This is a genomic window from Mycolicibacterium komossense (genome assembly GCF_025822605.1).
Classification (GTDB): domain Bacteria; phylum Actinomycetota; class Actinomycetes; order Mycobacteriales; family Mycobacteriaceae; genus Mycobacterium; species Mycobacterium komossense.
The window spans coordinates 35,856-54,397 of record NZ_JACKTY010000039.1 but is presented as its reverse complement, the minus strand read 5'-3'; the positions used below and the strand labels follow the sequence as shown (position 1 = coordinate 54,397).

13 protein-coding genes are annotated in these 18,542 nt (G+C 61.1%); 9 read left to right on the top strand and 4 right to left on the bottom strand.

What is annotated here, in order from left to right; translation table 11 throughout:
- Position 1 precedes the first annotated feature (1 nt).
- A complete protein-coding gene (locus tag H7J73_RS24185; protein WP_264070269.1) occupies positions 2-1,873 on the top strand; it encodes an ATP-dependent helicase in 1,872 nt (623 codons plus the stop codon).
- 962 nt (positions 1,874-2,835) lie between these two features.
- Here the strand turns inward: H7J73_RS24185 and H7J73_RS24180 are convergent.
- On the bottom strand, positions 2,836-3,564 hold the full coding sequence (locus tag H7J73_RS24180; protein WP_264070268.1) for a FadR/GntR family transcriptional regulator: 729 nt from the start codon (positions 3,562-3,564) through the stop codon (positions 2,836-2,838).
- A 163-nt stretch (positions 3,565-3,727) separates the two neighbouring features.
- Here H7J73_RS24180 and H7J73_RS24175 point away from each other — a divergent pair, with 163 nt between their 5' ends.
- The gene (locus tag H7J73_RS24175) at positions 3,728-5,083 is read left to right on the top strand and encodes a glutamine synthetase family protein (RefSeq protein WP_264070267.1); all 1,356 of its coding nucleotides are present in this window, start codon (positions 3,728-3,730) and stop codon (positions 5,081-5,083) included.
- A gap of 38 nt (positions 5,084-5,121) precedes the next feature.
- Positions 5,122-6,201, top strand: a complete 1,080-nt coding sequence (locus H7J73_RS24170) for a Zn-dependent alcohol dehydrogenase (RefSeq protein ID WP_264070266.1) — start codon at positions 5,122-5,124, stop codon at positions 6,199-6,201.
- A 203-nt stretch (positions 6,202-6,404) separates the two neighbouring features.
- On the opposite strand, the gene H7J73_RS24165 is transcribed toward H7J73_RS24170, so the two are convergent.
- The 3 genes from H7J73_RS24165 to H7J73_RS33735 all read right to left on the bottom strand — a co-directional run bounded on the left by H7J73_RS24165 (position 6,405) and on the right by H7J73_RS33735 (position 10,186).
- Positions 6,405-7,058: an AAA family ATPase gene (locus H7J73_RS24165; protein WP_264070265.1), complete on the bottom strand. Its 654-nt coding sequence runs from the start codon at positions 7,056-7,058 to the stop codon at positions 6,405-6,407.
- Positions 7,018-8,457: an APC family permease gene (locus tag H7J73_RS24160; RefSeq protein WP_264070264.1), complete on the bottom strand. Its 1,440-nt coding sequence runs from the start codon at positions 8,455-8,457 to the stop codon at positions 7,018-7,020. Before H7J73_RS24160 ends, H7J73_RS24165 begins: the two co-directional genes overlap by 41 nt.
- A 151-nt stretch (positions 8,458-8,608) precedes the next feature.
- Positions 8,609-10,186: a PucR family transcriptional regulator gene (locus H7J73_RS33735; RefSeq protein ID WP_264070262.1), complete on the bottom strand. Its 1,578-nt coding sequence runs from the start codon at positions 10,184-10,186 to the stop codon at positions 8,609-8,611.
- Positions 10,187-10,209: 23 nt separating this feature from the next.
- Between H7J73_RS33735 and H7J73_RS24150 the strand changes: the two genes are divergently transcribed.
- From H7J73_RS24150 to H7J73_RS24125, 6 genes are all read left to right on the top strand, one after another.
- Positions 10,210-11,052, top strand: coding sequence for a gamma-glutamyl-gamma-aminobutyrate hydrolase family protein (locus H7J73_RS24150; protein WP_308207444.1), 843 nt, complete (start codon positions 10,210-10,212; stop codon positions 11,050-11,052).
- Between the two features lie 49 nt (positions 11,053-11,101).
- Complete coding sequence (locus H7J73_RS24145; RefSeq protein WP_264070261.1) at positions 11,102-12,601, top strand: aldehyde dehydrogenase family protein; 1,500 nt, start codon at positions 11,102-11,104, stop codon at positions 12,599-12,601.
- A gap of 179 nt (positions 12,602-12,780) precedes the next feature.
- Positions 12,781-14,151, top strand: coding sequence for an aspartate aminotransferase family protein (locus H7J73_RS24140; RefSeq protein WP_264070260.1), 1,371 nt, complete (start codon positions 12,781-12,783; stop codon positions 14,149-14,151).
- A gap of 28 nt (positions 14,152-14,179) precedes the next feature.
- The gene (locus tag H7J73_RS24135; RefSeq protein WP_264070259.1) at positions 14,180-15,454 is read left to right on the top strand and encodes a Glu/Leu/Phe/Val family dehydrogenase; all 1,275 of its coding nucleotides are present in this window, start codon (positions 14,180-14,182) and stop codon (positions 15,452-15,454) included.
- 61 nt (positions 15,455-15,515) lie between these two features.
- Positions 15,516-17,012: an aldehyde dehydrogenase family protein gene (locus H7J73_RS24130; protein WP_264070258.1), complete on the top strand. Its 1,497-nt coding sequence runs from the start codon at positions 15,516-15,518 to the stop codon at positions 17,010-17,012.
- A 33-nt stretch (positions 17,013-17,045) separates the two neighbouring features.
- Positions 17,046-18,248 (top strand): CaiB/BaiF CoA transferase family protein, encoded by a 1,203-nt coding sequence (locus H7J73_RS24125; RefSeq protein ID WP_264070257.1) that lies wholly within the window; start codon positions 17,046-17,048, stop codon positions 18,246-18,248.
- The last annotated feature ends 294 nt before the right edge of the window (positions 18,249-18,542 follow it).

Genomic DNA, 18,542 nt, shown 5'->3' with positions numbered 1-18,542 from the left:
AATGATCCGGGTAAGTGATCACCTTGCGGCTGAACTATCCGACCTCAACACTGAACAGCTGGCTGCAGTTCTGCACGATGGCGATGCTGTTTTGAGCGCTGGACCCGGCAGCGGAAAGACGCGCACACTAGTCGCCCGTGCGGCCTACCTGCTAGAGGCGGATTTGTCCATCTTCCGGGGTCTTGCGTGCCTCACTTACACGAATGCAGCGGCGGATGAAATCGTACGACGTGTCTCTGCGATTGGCGCTCATGCTGGCCGCCGCCTGGCCTGTTCCACAGTTCACGCGTTCTGCAGAAACGAAATCTTAATCGCATACAGCGGTCTGACCGGATCTCAACCGCCGTCGGCAGGATCTGTCATGGGCGAAAGTGGACAGCGAAAGCTTCTGCAATGGTGCTTCGATGAGCTAGGCATCGCTGACCTTGATCCGAAATATAGGACTGCGACAAGCAACAGAATTCGTCGCGCGATCGCCTGCAAGGAAGACCTCGCGACGTTCGACCAACGCGAAGTGGCCGCGGCTCATCTCTATGAAGCGGAACTGGTAAACCGCGATAAGACGGACTTCGAAGCGATGGTTGTTGAAGCGTTGCGGATCGTTACTACCTTTCCGGCGGTCCGCGACTTACTCAGCGCGAAGTTCCCGCATCTGTTGGTGGATGAGTATCAGGACATGGGCGGCGTCCTTCATCAGCTGGTCGTCACGCTCCACGATATAGCCGGCATCTCAGTTTTCGCGGTCGGCGACGGGGATCAATCTGTGTTCGGCTTTTCCGGCGCGGACCCTCGCTACTTAAATGAGCTGCGCGAGCGTGAAGATTTCACTGACTTTCCACTGACGACGAATTACCGATCCGGCCAGGACATCATCGCTGCTGCGGAGGCAGCGTTAGGTATCGCACGTGGGAGAAAGGCCCGCGAAGGCGCACCTCCCGGCAACCTTGAAATCACTGGAGTGGAAGGGGGACTCGACGAGCATGCCAACGCCGCTGTCGAGATCGTTGCAGGCGCAATCAATGCCGGTGTTAAGTACGAACGAGTAGCGATCCTCTACCCAGCGCGTGGCCAGGTGCTCGATCGACTGCTCGCCGCGCTAGACGCCAGCAAAATTCCCTTCCTGCATGAACGCGACACACGACTACCGCCCGGCTCGGTGTCGAATTTCGTACAGCACTGTGCAAGCCGCACCATTGCCAACATGCGGATCCGTGAATCGCAAGCGGAAGTCGTGGCTGAGCTAACGCGGTCGACGCATGCCCCTAGAACGATGGATCTTGCCTACAGGCTAGAGCGGCTTCGCCGCGACTCTGAAATGTCGCCACCATCAACGCGATTGACGCTGGCGCGAACGCTGCAAGCTACCCTGGACCCGCCCGACGTGGGCTACGACCCAGAAGGGTCGGCAACCGACTGGCTCGACCGCCTGGTGACTAACCTTGAACTCGACGTCATAGCTTCGCGGCACCCGGACGAAGACAACTCCGCCGCTATCGATACGTTGTGCCGCGTCGTTGAGGAAGACGAGTTGTGTCTCATTGACATCGCGCGTTTCGCGGTAGTTGCGGGGAAGGTTGTTCTCACGACTTATCACAGTGCGAAGGGTCGAGAATTCCATACGGTCGTCCTGCCGGGTCTGCTGAAGGGCATCGTCCCGATGCAAGTGAAGAGCGCCGGTGGGTGGAGGCATCCGAGTCCCAAGGAGATGGAAGAACCTCGGCGTTCCCTCTACGTAGCGATCACTAGAGCCGAGCACGACGTTCAACTGATCGTCGGCCCCGGCTACTTCACTCCCTATGGCCGCTGGATTTCCGACGGTCCATCGCCTTTCGTAATCGATATGGCAGCCACCCTTCAGAAGAACACGGGTTGATCACCCTGTAGTTCAACTCGACAGATTGGGGAGTTCAGCGTCGGATTTGTGGACTCGGTGTCCGGGGGAAATCGCCGCGTCGGATAACCGATCGTGATCGCAACGAGAAGCGTCCACTGTTTCAATGCTGCAGTGCCTGAGTTGGCTTTGAGGAAAGCTGGATCGCCGAACCCGGCTGCCACCCGACCAGAGGTGGCTGCCTTCGTGGCCCTCCCGTCTGTCCGTGGCAACGAAACAGTTTGACAATGTCAAGACGGGCGGCACGTTTTCCTGCGATTCCGTCCGTTTTCGCCCGGATTCGTCAAACTAAAACCGCAGGTCAGTGCGTTCTCGTCGGGTTCAATTCCCGGCAGCTCCACCAGAGAAAAGCGGGTCAGGACGAAAGTCCTGACCCGCTTTTTTGTTTGCACTACCACCGCGGCTGTGAATGATCGCGGATCAGCCCCGCAAGCCGTCTCGGCTCGATGAACATCTACATGTGCCAGGCGTTGTCGAGCTCTATGCTGGGTGTGCGCGCGTGCATCGCGCTCATCGCCTCCGGTGTGGACACCTGATCCTGGGCGGCAGCGACGATCGTCGGGGCAGGAGATCGACGAGGTCTCCGTCGAACAATCGAATGTCGCGATTGCCCTCAGAGCAAGAGACCATGCTGCGCGGTCGGCCTCGACGAGCATCCTTCTGACCTGGCGTACGACGGGGCCGTCGGCAGCCAGTTCAGCGGGGCTGAACCACAGCGTCAGCCTCGACACCAATTCGGGTGCCCGGATGGCTAATTCGAGCGCGACCTGCCCGCCGTAGGAGTGGAGTGACCCACCACGTGCCACAGTGGTTCGGCCTCGATACCTAGCGTCGGCTCCTCGACGTCGAACGTGGTCGGGTAGAGGTATATCCATCGAGAAGGGGCCAGTGCTCTGTCCGAGACTGCGGGACCGAGGGGACACCATGCAGCAGTGGATAATTCGCTACTGCAGAAAGGTGCGGAGCAGTTCGGCTGTGGCCCCGACATGGTCCTGCATTACCTGTCGGGCGCGGTTTGGGTCACCGGCGCAGATGGCAGCAACGATCTGAGCGTGTTGCTCATGGGAGTGCTCCAACGCAGGACCCATGAACGGTACGACCTGCAACAGATTCTCGTTCAGAATCAACTGAACGTTGGCTATTGCGTCCACGAGCGCGCGGCAATCGCTCAGTTCGGCGATGTAACCGTGCAATTCCGCGTCTGCGACACGGAAGTTCGGTCCCCTTGTGGTGGCTTCAGCCAGACGCAATTCGAGAGCTTTGCGTTGAGCTGCGCTCAATCCGCGCTCAGCCGCCAGCGCGGCGGCGCCGGGCTCGAGCACCGAACGAAAACGAAGCGAGTCGAGCAGGCGGTCGCGCATCTGGTCGCTCAGCCGTCGATGGCTGCCGTCCTGAGTTGTCCTGTCCCAGATGACGGTGCTTCCACCAGATCGTCCCCGCTGGGTTCGCACGTAGCCCGCCTGCTGCAAGGCTCTGATCACTGCCCGAAGAGTTGTCCGGCTGATTTGTAGTTCCTCACTCAGTTCGCGCTCGGGAGGTAGCCGCATGCCTGCCTGTAGGTCACCATTGCGTATCCGCGAAACTACTTGGCCAAGAGCCTCTTCGAATGGGTTGCGCCCACTTTCGTCGCCTTGCTGCGCAAGGTCACCAACTGCGGCCGCGGGTTTCGGCATGAGTCACCCTTCGTCGTGTGCAGAGAGCATATCGCCGCCATCGATTTGTACCAACCATTTGCGGTATCGTCGCTCACATCCTAACATTTGGTGTGACCAAATCGACGGAAATTCGGACGCGCTTACCTCTGGCGAGGGGCCACCGACTCGAGAGGAGCGCGACATGCGTGCACCGATGACTATTGAGGATCTACGGCGGCGCGCGGCTGACGACACCATCGACACAGTCGTCGTTGCCATGCCCGATATACACGGCCGCCTGGTCGGCAAGCGACTCGATGTGAAGCACTTTCTCGATGACGTCCTAGGGCCTGGTGTGAACGCCTGCTCTTATCTGATCACCCGCGACATCGATATGGAGATCGTCGACGGCTTCGAGATCGCGGGCTGGGACTCTGGTTTGGGTGACTTCACCCTGATGCCGGACCTTGGCACGCTTCGGCCGGTGCCGTGGATGCCGGGAACCGCGATGGTGATTGCCGACGCTCGATGGGAAGATGCGCGTCCCGTCGTTCAGTCTCCGCGGGAGATACTCCGTCAGCAGCTAGCTCGCCTCGCGGAGCGTGGCTGGACAGCGCTCGTCGCAACCGAACTCGAGTTCCTCCTGTTCGATGACGATTACCGGCTCGCTCACGAGAAGCACTACCACGACCTCAGGCGGTCCACCTACTACAACATCGACTACACGATCTCGGGTACATCGAGCGCGGAGCCGCTCATGCGTCAGATCCGTCGTGGGATGCGTGACGCCGGTATGGAAGTGGAGGCGCTTAAGGGGGAGTGCAACGTGGGGCAGTTCGAGCTGGGTTTCAAGTACTCCGATGCCCTGACCACCTGCGACAACCACGTCATCTATAAAGATGGCGCGAAGGAAATCGCCACTGCCAACGATGTTTCGTTGACTTTCATGGCGAAGTTCGATGACGGACCGGGCAACTCATGTCACGTGCACCTCTCGCTCATTGATGAGGCGGGGGAACCCGTCTTTGCCGGCCGCGACGGCACCGGGTTTTCGAAGACTTTCGAACAGTTCCTGGCGGGGCAGCTTGCAACGGCACGCGAGTTCGGTGTCGCGGTTGCCCCGAATATCAATTCTTACAAGCGGTTTCGGGACGGGTCGTTTGCGCCGACAGCACTCAGTTGGGGACGAGACAATCGCACGTGCGCCGTGAGAGTGCTTGGAGAGAGCCGAAGTCTGCGATTGGAAAACCGCACGCCTGGGGCCGATGTGAATCCGTATCTGGCGGTGGCCGCAATCATCGCCGGCGGCCTGCACGGCATCGAGCAGAAACTCGAACTGAAATCCGCAGAAACAGGAAACGCTTACGAGAGCTCCGCCGAACGGATGCCAACCTCGCTCGCGGAGGCCGCCGCTCTATGGCAGAACAGTGAGATCGCAGCAAAAGCCTTTGGAGCCGACGTGGTCCATCACTATGCGAATGCTGCTTTTCAGCAGGTCGCGGCCCACGAGTCGGCTGTCACCGACTGGGACCGTGCACGTGGTTTCGAACGAAGTTGATCCAGGACGGACAATATGAACTCAATGAGGAGATTGATGTGAAAGCAGCAGTGCTGCGCGATGACTCGGACACTCTGAGCATCGAGGCCATCGAAGTCGACCACGTCGGACGGCACGAAATCCTGATCGAGACTGCTGCTGCCGGCCTCTGCCACAGCGATCTGTATCACCTGCGGGGAGTCTTTGACATTCCCCGGCCCACGGTGCTCGGCCACGAATCGGCCGGTGTGGTGCTGGAGGTTGGCGCCGGGGTAGAGATGTTCGCACCGGGTGACCACGTCATCACATGCCTGACGGCGTCGTGCGGGGTGTGTGAACGGTGCCTCAGCGGGCGGAGTTATCTCTGCAGCGGTTCGCACAGTGTCCGGGGGCACGGTGCTTCGCCGAGGCTTAAGCAAGGTGCCGACGAGGTGCATCAGTTCCTGAATGTGTCGAGTTTCGCCGAACAGCTCTTGGTGCACGAGTCTGCCGTGGTCCGCATCGACCAGGATATGCCGCTGGACCTGGCCGCCCTCATCGGGTGCGGGGTCACCACCGGACTGGGTGCCGTCCTCAACCGAGGGCAAGTCCGGCCAGGGCAGACGGTCGCAGTGATCGGTTGCGGTGGTATCGGTTTGAGCGCCATCCAGGGAGCGCGGTTGTCAGGGGCTTCTCGGATCATCGCGGTCGACCTCAACGCTGACAAGCTCACGACGGCATCATCTCTGGGGGCGACCGATGTCTTGGACGCCCATTGTGACGACGTGGCCGCCGCCATCCGTGACATGACGGGCGGTGGAGTGGACCAGTGCTTTGAGGCAGTCGGATCGCCGACAACAGCCGCGGCGGCTTTGGAGGCGCTTGACGTCGGAGGAACAGCAACCATCATCGGTCTGATGCCGGCAGGCAAGACGTTCCCCGTCCAAGGCCGCCTGCTGCTCGACGACCGGCGCCTGCAGGGCTCTTACATGGGCTCGGAAAACTTTCGCCTGGCGATGCCGAAGTACGTCGAAATGTACCTCGACGGAAAGCTTCTCCTGGAAGAGATGGTCAGCTCCCGGATAGGCCTTGATGGGGTTAACGATGCGTTCGCATCGATGGAGCAGGGGCGCGCGTTACGCGATCTGGTCGTGTTCTGATCCTTCGGAGGTGTGCGGTGCCCAAAGGCGCCGCACACCTCCGGAGTCGTTGCCGTGGTTGGGTTCAAGTGTGTGCGTAAGTCTCGATGTCGGAGTTGAATTCGGTCACTTGTTCCGCCGTCAGAGTCGGTCGAGTCACTCCCACTACATCCATAGAGTCCTGTGTTCGGCTGAAGCAGCGCGAGCCGCAGACGACGCTGCGTTCAAATGTGGTCTGGCCGCCGCTCGTGCGACGTGCGCGACTTCGGCCGGGGGGTGTAGTGCGCGGTGGATCGAACCAGCGTCGAGATACCTATGTGTGCTTCGTCCACATAACGCCGCCACAACTCGCCGCGGGCTTCTGCGTCCGGCGGACCGATCGGAAGAACGCAGTCGAATCGGCCATGGCGTAGAAACGCGGAGTCCAACTCACGCACCGAGTTGGTGGCCCAAACCAAGAGCCGTCCCGGCCGATCGCGGAACTGGACGAGACGCTTCAACAGTTCGTTCACGACCGCGGTCGTAGCGGGAGCGCCCCGCCCAGCGGCGAGGCCGCCCTCACCCATGGGCAGGTGCGCCGGGAACAGTTCGACGAACGGCCAGCCGAGCCGGCTCGCAATCGCGCGTACGAATGTCGTCTTACCGGTTCCTGGCGGAACGAAAATACGATCGCCTGTGGAGGCGTGACTCCGTGTTCCGCAGCCTGCTCCGGCAACGAGTGTGGAATCACGATCCGACGGTCGATCAACACTCCTCACCGAGTTGGCAACTGCAGACGCGGCGCGCACCCATCGGTCCACAAGGCCGATAGGTGCGCGTCTGCGGCGCCAGGGCGTCTTACATCGCGAGGGAATCGCTTTCGTCGAGTGAGCCGGCATCGTGCCGAGGCGCCACCCGGGTACTCATCACAAACCCGACGACGAAGAACACGAGTGGTACCAGTCCCATCAATACCGCGAGAAGCACGGTGCCGCCGACGATCACGGGCAGATTGACGATGATGAGAATCATGCTGGCTGAAAGAGCGATGACAGCAAGGCCACCGACAACCGTGGTCGTTGTCATCCCTTTCTTTCGTGCGAAGAAGACTGTGACGGCAAGTGCCGTCAACAGCCACAGAGCTGCCAGGCCCGTAATGCCCACGCCACCCATGGGGCCGAAGATCTCCAACAGCGGGTCGAGATGCAGTATGGCGAACAGACCGATGATCACAACGGAAAGAGCAGACACGACCAGCGATGCACGCGATGGCGCCCGATGCCGTTCGTGAGCAGTGCCCCATGAGGCAGGATAGATTCCCTGTTCCGCCAACACGAATTTGTATCGTGCCGAGATGTTATGGAAGGACAACGCGGCGGCGAACAGACTGACAACCAGCAGCACCTGGGTGATGTCCTTGCCGACCATGCCAAGGAACACGCCTGCGGTGTTCACAGTGAAGTTGTCGGGGTCTTCGGTGGCGATTGCGACCGCATCCGAGCCCCCGTTGCCCTCGATCAGGGCCCAGCTGGAAATGGCGTAGAAGACGGCGATGATGCCGACCGCCCAGTATGTTGCCCGACGTATGGTGCGTTGTGGATCTTTGGCTTCGTCGCGAAAGATGGCCGTTGCCTCGACACCGACAAAGCCGAAAAGGGAGAACAGGACTGCAACGCCGAATCCTTCGCCGATTCCGGCAGGTGTGAAGGAGTCGAAGGTGATTCCGTGAGTTCCGCCGCGGACAAAGATGACCGCGTCGAGGATGACCACAACGGCGATTTCAGAGACGAGGAAGACTCCCAACACCTTGGCGCTGAGTTCGATGTGGCGATATCCGAGAAATCCGCAGGCGCCCATCACCACAAATGACATCACCCACCATGGGAGTGACGGACCACCGAAATCGCTCACCAGAGTGGATAGCACCGCTCCGATGAAGCCATAGACCGCAAGCATCGTCGACATGTATGCCGCGTACGCAACCAAGGCAGAAGCGACGCCTGCTCGGCGGCCAAGCCCCCTCTCGATGTAGGCGTAGAACGCGCCAGCTTTGTTGACATAGTGCGTCATCGCCACGAAGCCTGCAGCGAAAAGCCCGAAGACCCCGCCGGCCACCAGGAAGCCGACGGGCGCACCGACGCCTTGCCCGAGAGCGATCATCAGGGGAACGTTCCCCGCCAAAGTCGTCAGGGGAGCGGCCGCGGCGACGACCATCAAGACGATTGCGGCAACGCCGAGATTTCCATGGAGACGGGCATTTTCGGGCGGATCGAACTGGTCGCGGATTAAGTCAGACATGATGGGCTACTCCTGGTGGCAGTGTGATCCGACGAGGATCTCGGATCAGTGTGGTAGGTCACAAGGAAGCCCCATACCGACATATTGTCGGAACGTGGTGCTCCTGCGGTCAGTGTGTCGGTCATCTCGCCACCCGACTGTTGGTCGCTGCTCATCGCTTGTCGCACAGAGACGTGACCATCACGGCGACGTGTAGCGACGTCCGAATGGCGGGATCCTCGAGCTGAACTCCGAGGACCGACTCGATCTTGGCGAGCCGCTCGTAGAGCACCGGTCGCGAGAGAAGAAGACGTTTCGCTGCGGCGGATTTGGGGCCGGGCGTTTCGAGAAAGCCTTCTAGACAGGAGAGCAAGGACGTCCCTCGCTCGTTGTCATAGGCGAGCAAAGGGCCGAGCTCACGGCGGGCGAACAGGCGCAGCCGTTCATCGTCCCGCAAGAGGTTTAGCAATCCGCGCAAGTGGACATCGGCGAGTGTGATCCACGGGCGTTGATCGTCAGGGTCCGTCGCGGCCATGATGCTCTTGGCGTCGATGAGGGTCTGGTAGGTAAGTTCCAGTCGGTCCACGACTTCGCCCCGAGCGACGTTGATGACAAGCGACTTTCGTACTTCTCGGGTCAATCCGGACAGGATCGCATCAGGGGAGAGGCTCTGGGGGCAACTGATGAGGGCAATCACGTGATCGGTCTCCAACCCCGCCAGCATCGAGAGATTCAACGTGCGGGCGACTTTCGCCAGGGTTGCGGCAACATCCGTCAGCGCCCAGTTCCTACCCGATTCGCCAACTATGTCCTGCCGCACCGCTATCGCAAAGAACTTGCGTCCGCGGACTGGAAAGTTGGCCGCTTCGCAACGCAGTTCCAGCTCAGGAGTGATCCTGAGTGCACGCAGATCTGCGATCAACGATGAATGGGTATTGCGTTCCACGCTGTCCCGGGCGCGGGCCCGCATCTGATGCAGTGACAGGGCAGCGGCCCCGCGCTCGATCAAGACATACTCGCGCCGGGTAGGCGGAACGTCGGCGATCATCACCAACCGGCCCCAGTCGTCACCCCGGGATCCCACCGTGGTCGTCAGCCATCCAGTCGGCCGGTCGTACCCGGTACGGCCGACGACACCTACGCCGCGCGACCGACGTGACCAATCGGGAAGGACGTCTTTGGGCTGTCGTCCCGCAAGGTGGTATCCGATGACCTGGCGGCTGGATGACTCCAGGACAATCGGCAATCCGGCGATCTGCGCGATCGCCGCCAAGATATCTTCAGGTCCCGCTGCATCCACATCAAGACGAGTGAAGGTTTCGTGGATGTGCTCGCTGGCTTGCAGGTCTGCGATTTGCGTAGCCAGGATCTGGGCGCCGACTTCCTCAACGACGCCGGCGAATCGGACGATTTTGTGAAGCGCCACCAGAACGAGGTCAGCAGCTTGGCAGGCGTTCACGAGTGAATGTGGCACTTGGGTCCAGCGTCGACCGAGTTCGACGACGAGACCGGCGGCACCGATGGCGGCCAGGGATTGGACGTAGTCGTGCATCGCGCCGACATCCTCGGACAACACGATGCCGGTGATCAGGACCAACTCGCCGCCGCGCAGAAGATGCGCGATGTCGGCAACCTCCGCTGGGTGGAGCCAGCGTACGACACGGTCGAGTTTGTCCGTGCCCGTGAGGATCTCTGGATCGGCAGATGCCAGCAACGGGGTAGCGAGCACCTGTCGGACGGTGATCGACACATTGCCTCCTCAATCTTCGGTGCGTGCGGTCGGCCATCACACGTCCACTATTTGTACACACCATTGCGCTCCAGTGGGGGGCTATTCTAGTATTTGGTGTGACCAATTATGGCGACGTCGATCGCTCTCCGGGCACGGACCCCTCTCTCCCACGGCAACTGCTGGTCGGAGTTTCAATGCCCCTCGAACGGGCTGCATGGAGAGTCTGGGCCGGCGAGGTTTACCTACTGAACCGGGCGTACGCCGACCATCTCCGTCGCGCACGACTCGTCCCGATCTTCTTACCTGTGGGGGAGACCGGTCGCGAAGCTGCACGGATGATCGATGGACTCGACGGCCTTGTGATCTCGGGTGGTGCTGACGTTCTTCCCGATTGGTACCGGCGTGAGCCCCATCCGGCGGCGGGCCCGTTCGACAGCAATCGGGATGTCTTCGAGTTTTCCCTCATCCGGGAAGCTGCGGACCATCGGATTCCGATCTTCGGGATCTGCCGCGGAATGCAGATGCTGAACGTCGCACTCGGCGGGAACTTGACCCAGCATCTTCCGGACGTGGTAGGCACCGATGTGCACAATCCGGTCGCAGGCGAGTTCGCCACGCACAGAGTCACTCTCGATCCTGGCAGTCGACTCGGCGGCGCCCTCGGGCCCGCGGCGGATGTGTCTACCTATCACCACCAAGCCGTCGACACAGTGGCACCGCAGCTTCGTCCGGTGGCATGGGCCGAGGACGGCACGATCGAGGCTGTGGAAGATCGGGAAGGACTCCTCCTGGCTGTGCAGTGGCACCCCGAGATCTCCATGTCCAACTCAGTTTTTGATCACTTTGCAGCGATGTGCCGCAGCGCGGCCCTCGCTACGCCGTAGCTATCACCCCCCAAACTTTCCGAGTACCGACGCAGCCAAGGACCTGACGATGACTACTGCCAAAATTGTTACCGCGAACTTTGAGCCTCTGCAAAATGCCAGGCAACAAAGGGATTTCATCGATGATGTCTGGAAGATCCCCTTCGCGACGTCTGCCACGATCGACGACCCCAACACGGGCGATGTGCGTCAATACCAGGTCGAGACCCCAGCTGCTTCGATTGATCATGCGATTGCGGTCGCGGCGAAACTGCATGCCGAGGGCGTCTGGGCCGAGTCGACGCTGGATCGGCGAAGCGCATTGCTCGACGCATTTGCTGCCGGGCTCGCAGCCCGTGCCGACGATATCGCGTACGAGGATGCCCTCGCCTCGGGCAACCCGATCGGGTTCGCACGAGTGATGGCATCGTCGTTGGCGCCACGTGTACGGGGGGCGCGAGAGCAGCTCGAAGTAATCGGAGATTCCGGTCGTCTGGAAGCCGGAGACAGGACAGTTCTGCAGTTGCGGCGAGCTGTCGGTCCTGCGGCGATCCTGGCACCGTGGAACGCCCCCACTTTTGTCGCGGTGGCGAAGACCGCCAGCGCCTTGGCGGCAGGTTGCCCGGTTATTCTGAAGCCATCGGAGTGGGCGCCAGGCGGCTGCCAGATCGTTGCCGAGATACTGGTTGACGCTGTTCGCGAAAGTGGTTTACCACCAGCGGTATTCCAGTTCGTGCACGGAGGAGTCAAGGCAGGCTCCCATCTCACCGCCGATGCGCGCATCCGAGCCATCTCATTCACAGGCGGCATCAGCGGTGGACGCGCAATCGCAGCCGCCGCAGCTCCGCACTTCACCGCCGTCCAACTGGAACTGGGCGGCCACAATCCGGTCATAGTTCACCGCGATGCCGATATCGGCAAGACTGCGACTGCGCTCGCCGAGGGTATGACCAAACTCAACGGCACCTGGTGCGAAGGTCCTGGGAAGATCCTGGTGCCCGACGAGTTGCACGACGATCTGGTCGACGCCCTCGCGACCGCCCTGAAATCGATTCAGATCGGGCATTGCCTGAACGAGGCTTCCGGGCTTGGCCCGCAGGCATATGCCCTGCAGCGTTCCCGTCTGACTGGACAGATCGACGGTTTGGTCGGTGCCGGGGGCGAAGCAATAGCTGCAGGATCGATTCCCGATTTCGGCGGATGGTTCATCGCACCGACGCTCGTGGTCGGCCTACCAGCGGAAAAATCTCAGGAGGAACTGTTCGGCCCAGTGGTGACAATGCACAAATTCGGTTCCACTACGGATGCACTGGCGGCCGCGCACGGACCTCAGACCGGGTTGGCCGCCTATGTATTCGGGACGGATGTGGATGCCGCACTACAGACCGCGAGCAAGATCATCGCAGGCGAAGTGAAGGTCAATGGGTGCAAACTTGACGACCTCGCCCCTGACGCCGAGCAATCATTCTGGAACAATGCTGGAATCGGTGGGCACGGTCCCACCGATATGGTGCGATTCTTTCAAGGCCGGCGCGTCGTCGGCGTCGACGACCCCGAGTTGCTCATATAGGGGGCGCTGGCGCTCGGAAGATACTGCGGTTCAGCGACTCCCATCGCATGGCCTTCCGACGAAGTGTTGGGCTACTCACCAGGGAACCGACACTGTGACGGTTCACATCGCGGCGGTTGACCGAAATAGTTGAGGCAGAAAGTGCTTCGGCTTTCCAGGATCACACCAGCGAGGATCACATGGGCAGTACACAATTCGAGCAAGTCGAACGTGGAACCGAATCAGCCGCCGACCGAACGCTCCGCCTGGACCGCCGACATGTATTCCACTCATGGTCAGCCCAGGCACAGCTGAATCCGATGGTGATCACCCGTGCCCGTGGGTCGTTCATCTGGGATGGAGCCGGCAACCGGTACCTGGATTTCGGCAGCCAGCTGGTCAACATGAACATCGGCCACCAGCACCCGCGAGTTGTCGCTGCCATCCAGGCCCAGGCCGAGCACATGTGCATGATCGCCCCCCAGCATGCCAACGACGCACGCAGTGAAGCGGCTCGTCTCATAGCAGAGCGGACCCCCGGTGACCTGGACCGAATCTTCTTCACCAACGGCGGAGCCGACGCCAACGAGCATGCGGTTCGGATGGCGCGCTTGATCACTGGCCGCTACAAGGTCATGTCCACCTATCGGTCGTATCACGGTGGCACCACCACCGCAGTCAACATGACCGGCGACCCTCGCCGCTGGCCCAACGATCACGCAAACACAGGCACGCTGCACTTCTGGGGGCCGTTCCTCTATCGGTCGGCTTTTCACTCCCGGACAGTGCAGGAGGAATGCGAACGCGCACTCGATCATCTCGAGCGGACCATTCTCTTCGAAGGACCGGACACCGTTGCAGCGATCATTCTGGAGTCGATCCCGGGCACTGCCGGGGTGATGGTGCCGCCTGTGGGCTACATGCGTGGGGTACGCGACCTCTGCGATCGCTTCGGGATCAAGCTCATCGCCGATGAAGTGATGTGTGGCTTCGGGCGGGCTGGGGCCTGGTTCGCCATCGCTGACATGGGCGTCGAGCCCGATCTGATCACATTCGCCAAGGGCGTCAATTCAGGTTACGTACCACTGGGTGGTGTCGCGATCAGCGACGAGATCGCCGACTTCTTTGCCGACCGGACGTACCCCGGCGGTCTGACCTATTCGGGTCATCCGTTGGCCACAGCGGCTGCGGTCGCAACGATCAACGTCATGGAGCGGGAAGGCATGGTGGCCAACGCGGCCCGGATCGGACGCGAGATCATCGAACCCAGACTCGCCGAGATGGTCGACCGTCATCCGAGCCTTGCCGAGGTCCGGGGAACCGGAGCGATGTGGGCCCTCGAGCTGGTCTCGAACCCGAAGACTCGCGAGCCGCTCGCTCCCTACGGCGGCACCAGCGCGGCGATGGCCGAAATGGTCTCATTTTTGAAATCACATGGGCTCCTTCCCTTTGTCAACTATCACCGCATGCATATCAAGCCACCACTGAACATCGCCGATGAAGATCTGGTCGAAGGACTCCGGCTGACAGACATGGCGCTGTCGATTGCCGATTCCTATGTGTCGATCTGATGGGGCGCCCACCCGGAAAGCAGACAATATGTCCACTCTCACCTATCTCGACGCGTCGCCTCGTCCGGATCCGCTCGGCGACGCACAAGCGCAGTTATCGGCAGCGGTAGGTATTCTCGGGTACGACGACGGGCTTGCAGGCATGTTGGCGGCACCTCGCCGGCAGTTGACAGTCAGCATCCCGCTTCGCCGTGATGATGGATCAGTCGAGGTCCTGACAGGACATCGAGTCCAGCACAATCTCTCTCGCGGACCGGCCAAAGGTGGTTTGCGTTTCAGCCCCGACGTGACGCTCGACGAAGTTCGTGCGTTGGCGATGTGGATGACGTGGAAGTGCGCGCTTCTCGACGTCCCCTACGGCGGGGCGAAAGGCGGCGTGCGGATCGACCCAGATCGCTATTCACACGGCGAACTCGAGCGGGTCACGCGTCGATATACCACCGAGATCAGTCCGTTCATCGGCCCCGAACGTGACATACCCGCGCCGGATGTCGGGACGGATGAACAGACGATGGCGTGGGTTATGGACACCTACTCGCATCAAAGTGGCCACACCGTCCTCGGTGTCGCAACGGGCAAGCCACTCGCGCTCGGAGGGTCGTTGGGGCGTGCAACGGCGACATCGCGAGGGGTGGTCCATGTGGCGCTGGCCGCACTTCTGGACGTGGGTATCGAGCCGGCCGAAGCGGCCGCTGCAGTCGAAGGATTCGGCAAAGTCGGGCGGTATACCGCAAGGTTCCTGGCCGAAGCGGGAGTGCGCGTTCTCGGAGTCAGTGATGCGCACGGCGCGGTGGCAGCTGCTGGAGGACTGGACATCAGCGCACTGGAGTTGCACGTCGATGCACATGGCACCGTGGCCGGGTTCCCCGGTGGCGAGGCGATCGCGCGTACAGACGTTCTGGAGCTCGAGGTAGATCTCCTGGTACCGGCCGCAGTAGAGGGAACGATCAACGCGCAGAATGCCAATCGAATTCATGCCATGGTGATCGTCGAAGGTGCCAACGGCCCGACCTCCGAACAAGCGGATGACATCCTGCGTAGTCGCGGCGTGGTCGTAGTACCGGACATTCTGGCCAATGCAGGCGGAGTCATCGTGTCCTATTTCGAATGGGTGCAAGCAAATCAGGCCTACTGGTGGAGCGCCGACGATGTGGAGAGCAGGCTGAAAGAGCGAATGCTGCAGGCATGGAACGGGGTTCAACAAAAGGCGCGCAGTCACGGCGTCTCTTTGCGCACGGCCGCCACGGTGATGGCGGTCGAGCGCGTCGCCAACGCCCACCTGCTCCGGGGACTCTATCCGTGAATCATGCGAACGAAGCACGCGGAAAATCCATCGATCATCCGAAATTCGAAAGTGAGGTCTGATGACCACTGCAACAAAGGCTTCCGAGGGTCTGAGCCTTCCAACCGCCAAAGACTATTCGATGTTCGTCGACGGTCGGTGGGTGACCTCGGAGAGCGGCCGGTGGACCGAGGTGACCACCCCCATCGTCCGCGGTCGCGTCATCGGTCGGACGCCGGAGGCCTCTGCCGTCGATGTGGATTCCGCGGTGCAAGCCGCACGCCGCGCCTTTCCCGGCTGGCGCGCACTGCACTTCTCTGATCGCCAGCGTGCCTTGGCCAGAATCGCGGACTCGGTGGAGGCGCGAAGTGGTGAGTTCGCACGGCTGACGGCGCTGGACACCGGAAACGCCATCCGCACCCAGGCGCGGCCCGAGGTGGCGGCGACAATCAACCTCTTTCGCTATTTTGCCGGCGTCGCCGGCGAAGTGAAGGGGACGGTTCTTCCCGCAGGGGACAATCAACTGCAGTACACACGTCAAGAGCCATTGGGCGTGGTCGGGTGCATCCTGCCCTGGAACTCGCCGCTTATGATCGCGGGGTTCAAGTTCCCGGCTGCGCTGGCGGCAGGAAATACGTTGGTGGTCAAAGCCGCAGAAGCCGCCCCACTGAGCCTGCTCCTGCTGGCCGAGGTCTGCGCCGAACATCTTCCTCCCGGTGTGTTCAACGTCGTCACCGGCCGCGGATCCGTGGCCGGTGAGGCGCTCACTACCCACCCCTGCGTCGACAAAGTGTCGTTCACAGGTTCTACCGAAGTGGGCCGGCACGTCGCGAAGGTCGCCGGGGATCGGCTGGCGCACGTGTCACTCGAACTCGGCGGGAAGAACCCTTCCATCGTCTTTCCCGATGCCGCACGCGACGATGACCTCATCGAGAACCTGCTCATCTCCTCCCGTGTGCACCGGCAAGGACAGAGTTGTACCGCCGGCTCACGATTGTTTCTCCACACGTCGATTTACGACGATGTGCTTTCCCGGCTAACCGATGAGTTGGCCCGTCAGGTGGTGGGTAATCCGCTCGACGAAACCACCGATATCGGCGCGATCATCAACGCGGAGCAGTTCCAATCGGTGAACAGCTATATCCAGGAAGGGCTTTCCGACGACAACATCAAGGTTGCGCTCGATGGGACAGCCGTAGATCTGAGTTCGGACGGGTACTACTTGGCGCCGACAGTATTCATCGGATCCGACAACACGTGGCGCCTGGCCCGCGAGGAGATCTTCGGACCCGTTCTGGTCGCTATCCCATGGTCTGATCGTGATGAAGTCGTCGCTATGGCGAACGATTCGCACTATGGCCTGGCCGCGTACATTTGGACGCACCATCTCGACGATGCCCTGGCGACGGCCCATGCCCTGGAAACTGGTTGGATCCAAGTCAATCAAGGCGGAGGTCAGGTCGTCGGGCAGTCCTATGGCGGCTACAAGCAGAGCGGGCTTGGGCGAGAGGTGTCTCTGGAAGGCATGATCGCTGGTTTTACCCAAACCAAGCAGATCAACGTTCGCATCGCGGTGTAGAGCTACGACCCGTACTTCCGAGAGGCAGAATTGATGTCAGCTGGACCGCTCGATGGAATTGTCGTGCTGGATCTTTCCCGTGCACTGGCAGGACCCATCGCCGCGATGGCGATGGGCGACATGGGTGCTCGCGTGATCAAGGTCGAGACACCCAGTGGCGGTGATGATTCACGGAGTTGGGGACCTCCCTTTGTCGGCACCGAAGAGGATCGTCACTCGACCTACTTCATGTCCGCCAACCGCAACAAGGAATCCGTGGTGGCGGACTTGAAGTCCGATCACGGGCAGGAGACGCTCACCAAATTGATTCGCCGCGCTGATGTCTTGATCGAGAATTTCAGACCGGGCGGATTTGCCAGACTCGGCTTCACGCCGGAAGTCCTCGAGCAGATCAATCCGCGTCTGATCACGCTGTCGGTGACCGGGTTCGGCCACGACGGGCCCGAAGGCGCGCGGCCAGGCTACGACCAGATCGCCCAGGGTGAGGCAGGGCTGATGTCGGTAACCGGCTCGCCTGAATCTGGTCCGACGCGCATCGGAGTGCCGATCGCTGATGTCCTTGCCGGCATCCACGGCGCCCTTGGCATCGCATCGGCGCTCATAGCTCGCCAGGCAACCGGCCATGGGGCGGTGGTTCGAACGTCTCTTCTCGCAGCGAGCATCAGCGCGCACGTCTTCCACGGCACCAAATGGACGGTGGGCAAGGAGGTTTCCGAACCTACCGGCAACCATCACCCGCAAATCGCACCCTATGGAAGCTTCCGAACCAGGGACGGATGGGTTCAGCTGGCGGTAGGCACGGAGGCGATCTGGAAGTGCTTCGCAGTGGCCATGGGCATTGATGCCGATGACCCTCGATTCGCGACAAATCACTTGCGCGTATCGAACCGGGATGTCTTGGTGTCCCGTATCGAGGAGGCGCTCGCCGCATCCGAACGGAGCAGCCTCGTTGAGCAACTGACCGAAGCCGGTGTGCCTGCGGGTGCTATTCGCACTCTCGACGAGGTCTACGAATGGGATCAGACGCTCAGCCAAGGCCTCGTGATCGATGTCGATCATGCGGCACTAGGTCCGATCCAGCTGCCAGGTCCGGCGATCCGCATCGAAACTGCCACGGGTGCCAGCATTCTGCGGAATACGCACGACGCACCACCTGTGCTCGGGGAGGATACCGAGACAATCCAGTTGTGGCTTGAAGAGACCGCAACCGAATTCGGCGAGCAGCGGACCGCGTAACTCTACTCAGATCGGCTCCATCAGATCGTCGGCCAGCAGCATCCGGGGTTGCTGAGTGAAGGCCCACCCACTTGCCGGCGGGGGTCAGAACGAACACCGTGTCATAGCGGCTCTCCGGCCAGGTCGCCGCAACTCTGCCATTTGGTTCTTCGTGTATCTACTGTTCACCGGAAGGATGAGCGCAGCCGCCAGCGGTGACGCGGTCTCGAACCACCGCTTACTGTCGCCGTCGCCAGGGTTGCGAGCGAAAATCATTGTCGGACTGCATACCCGGTGCGGGTGGGCAGTTGAGTG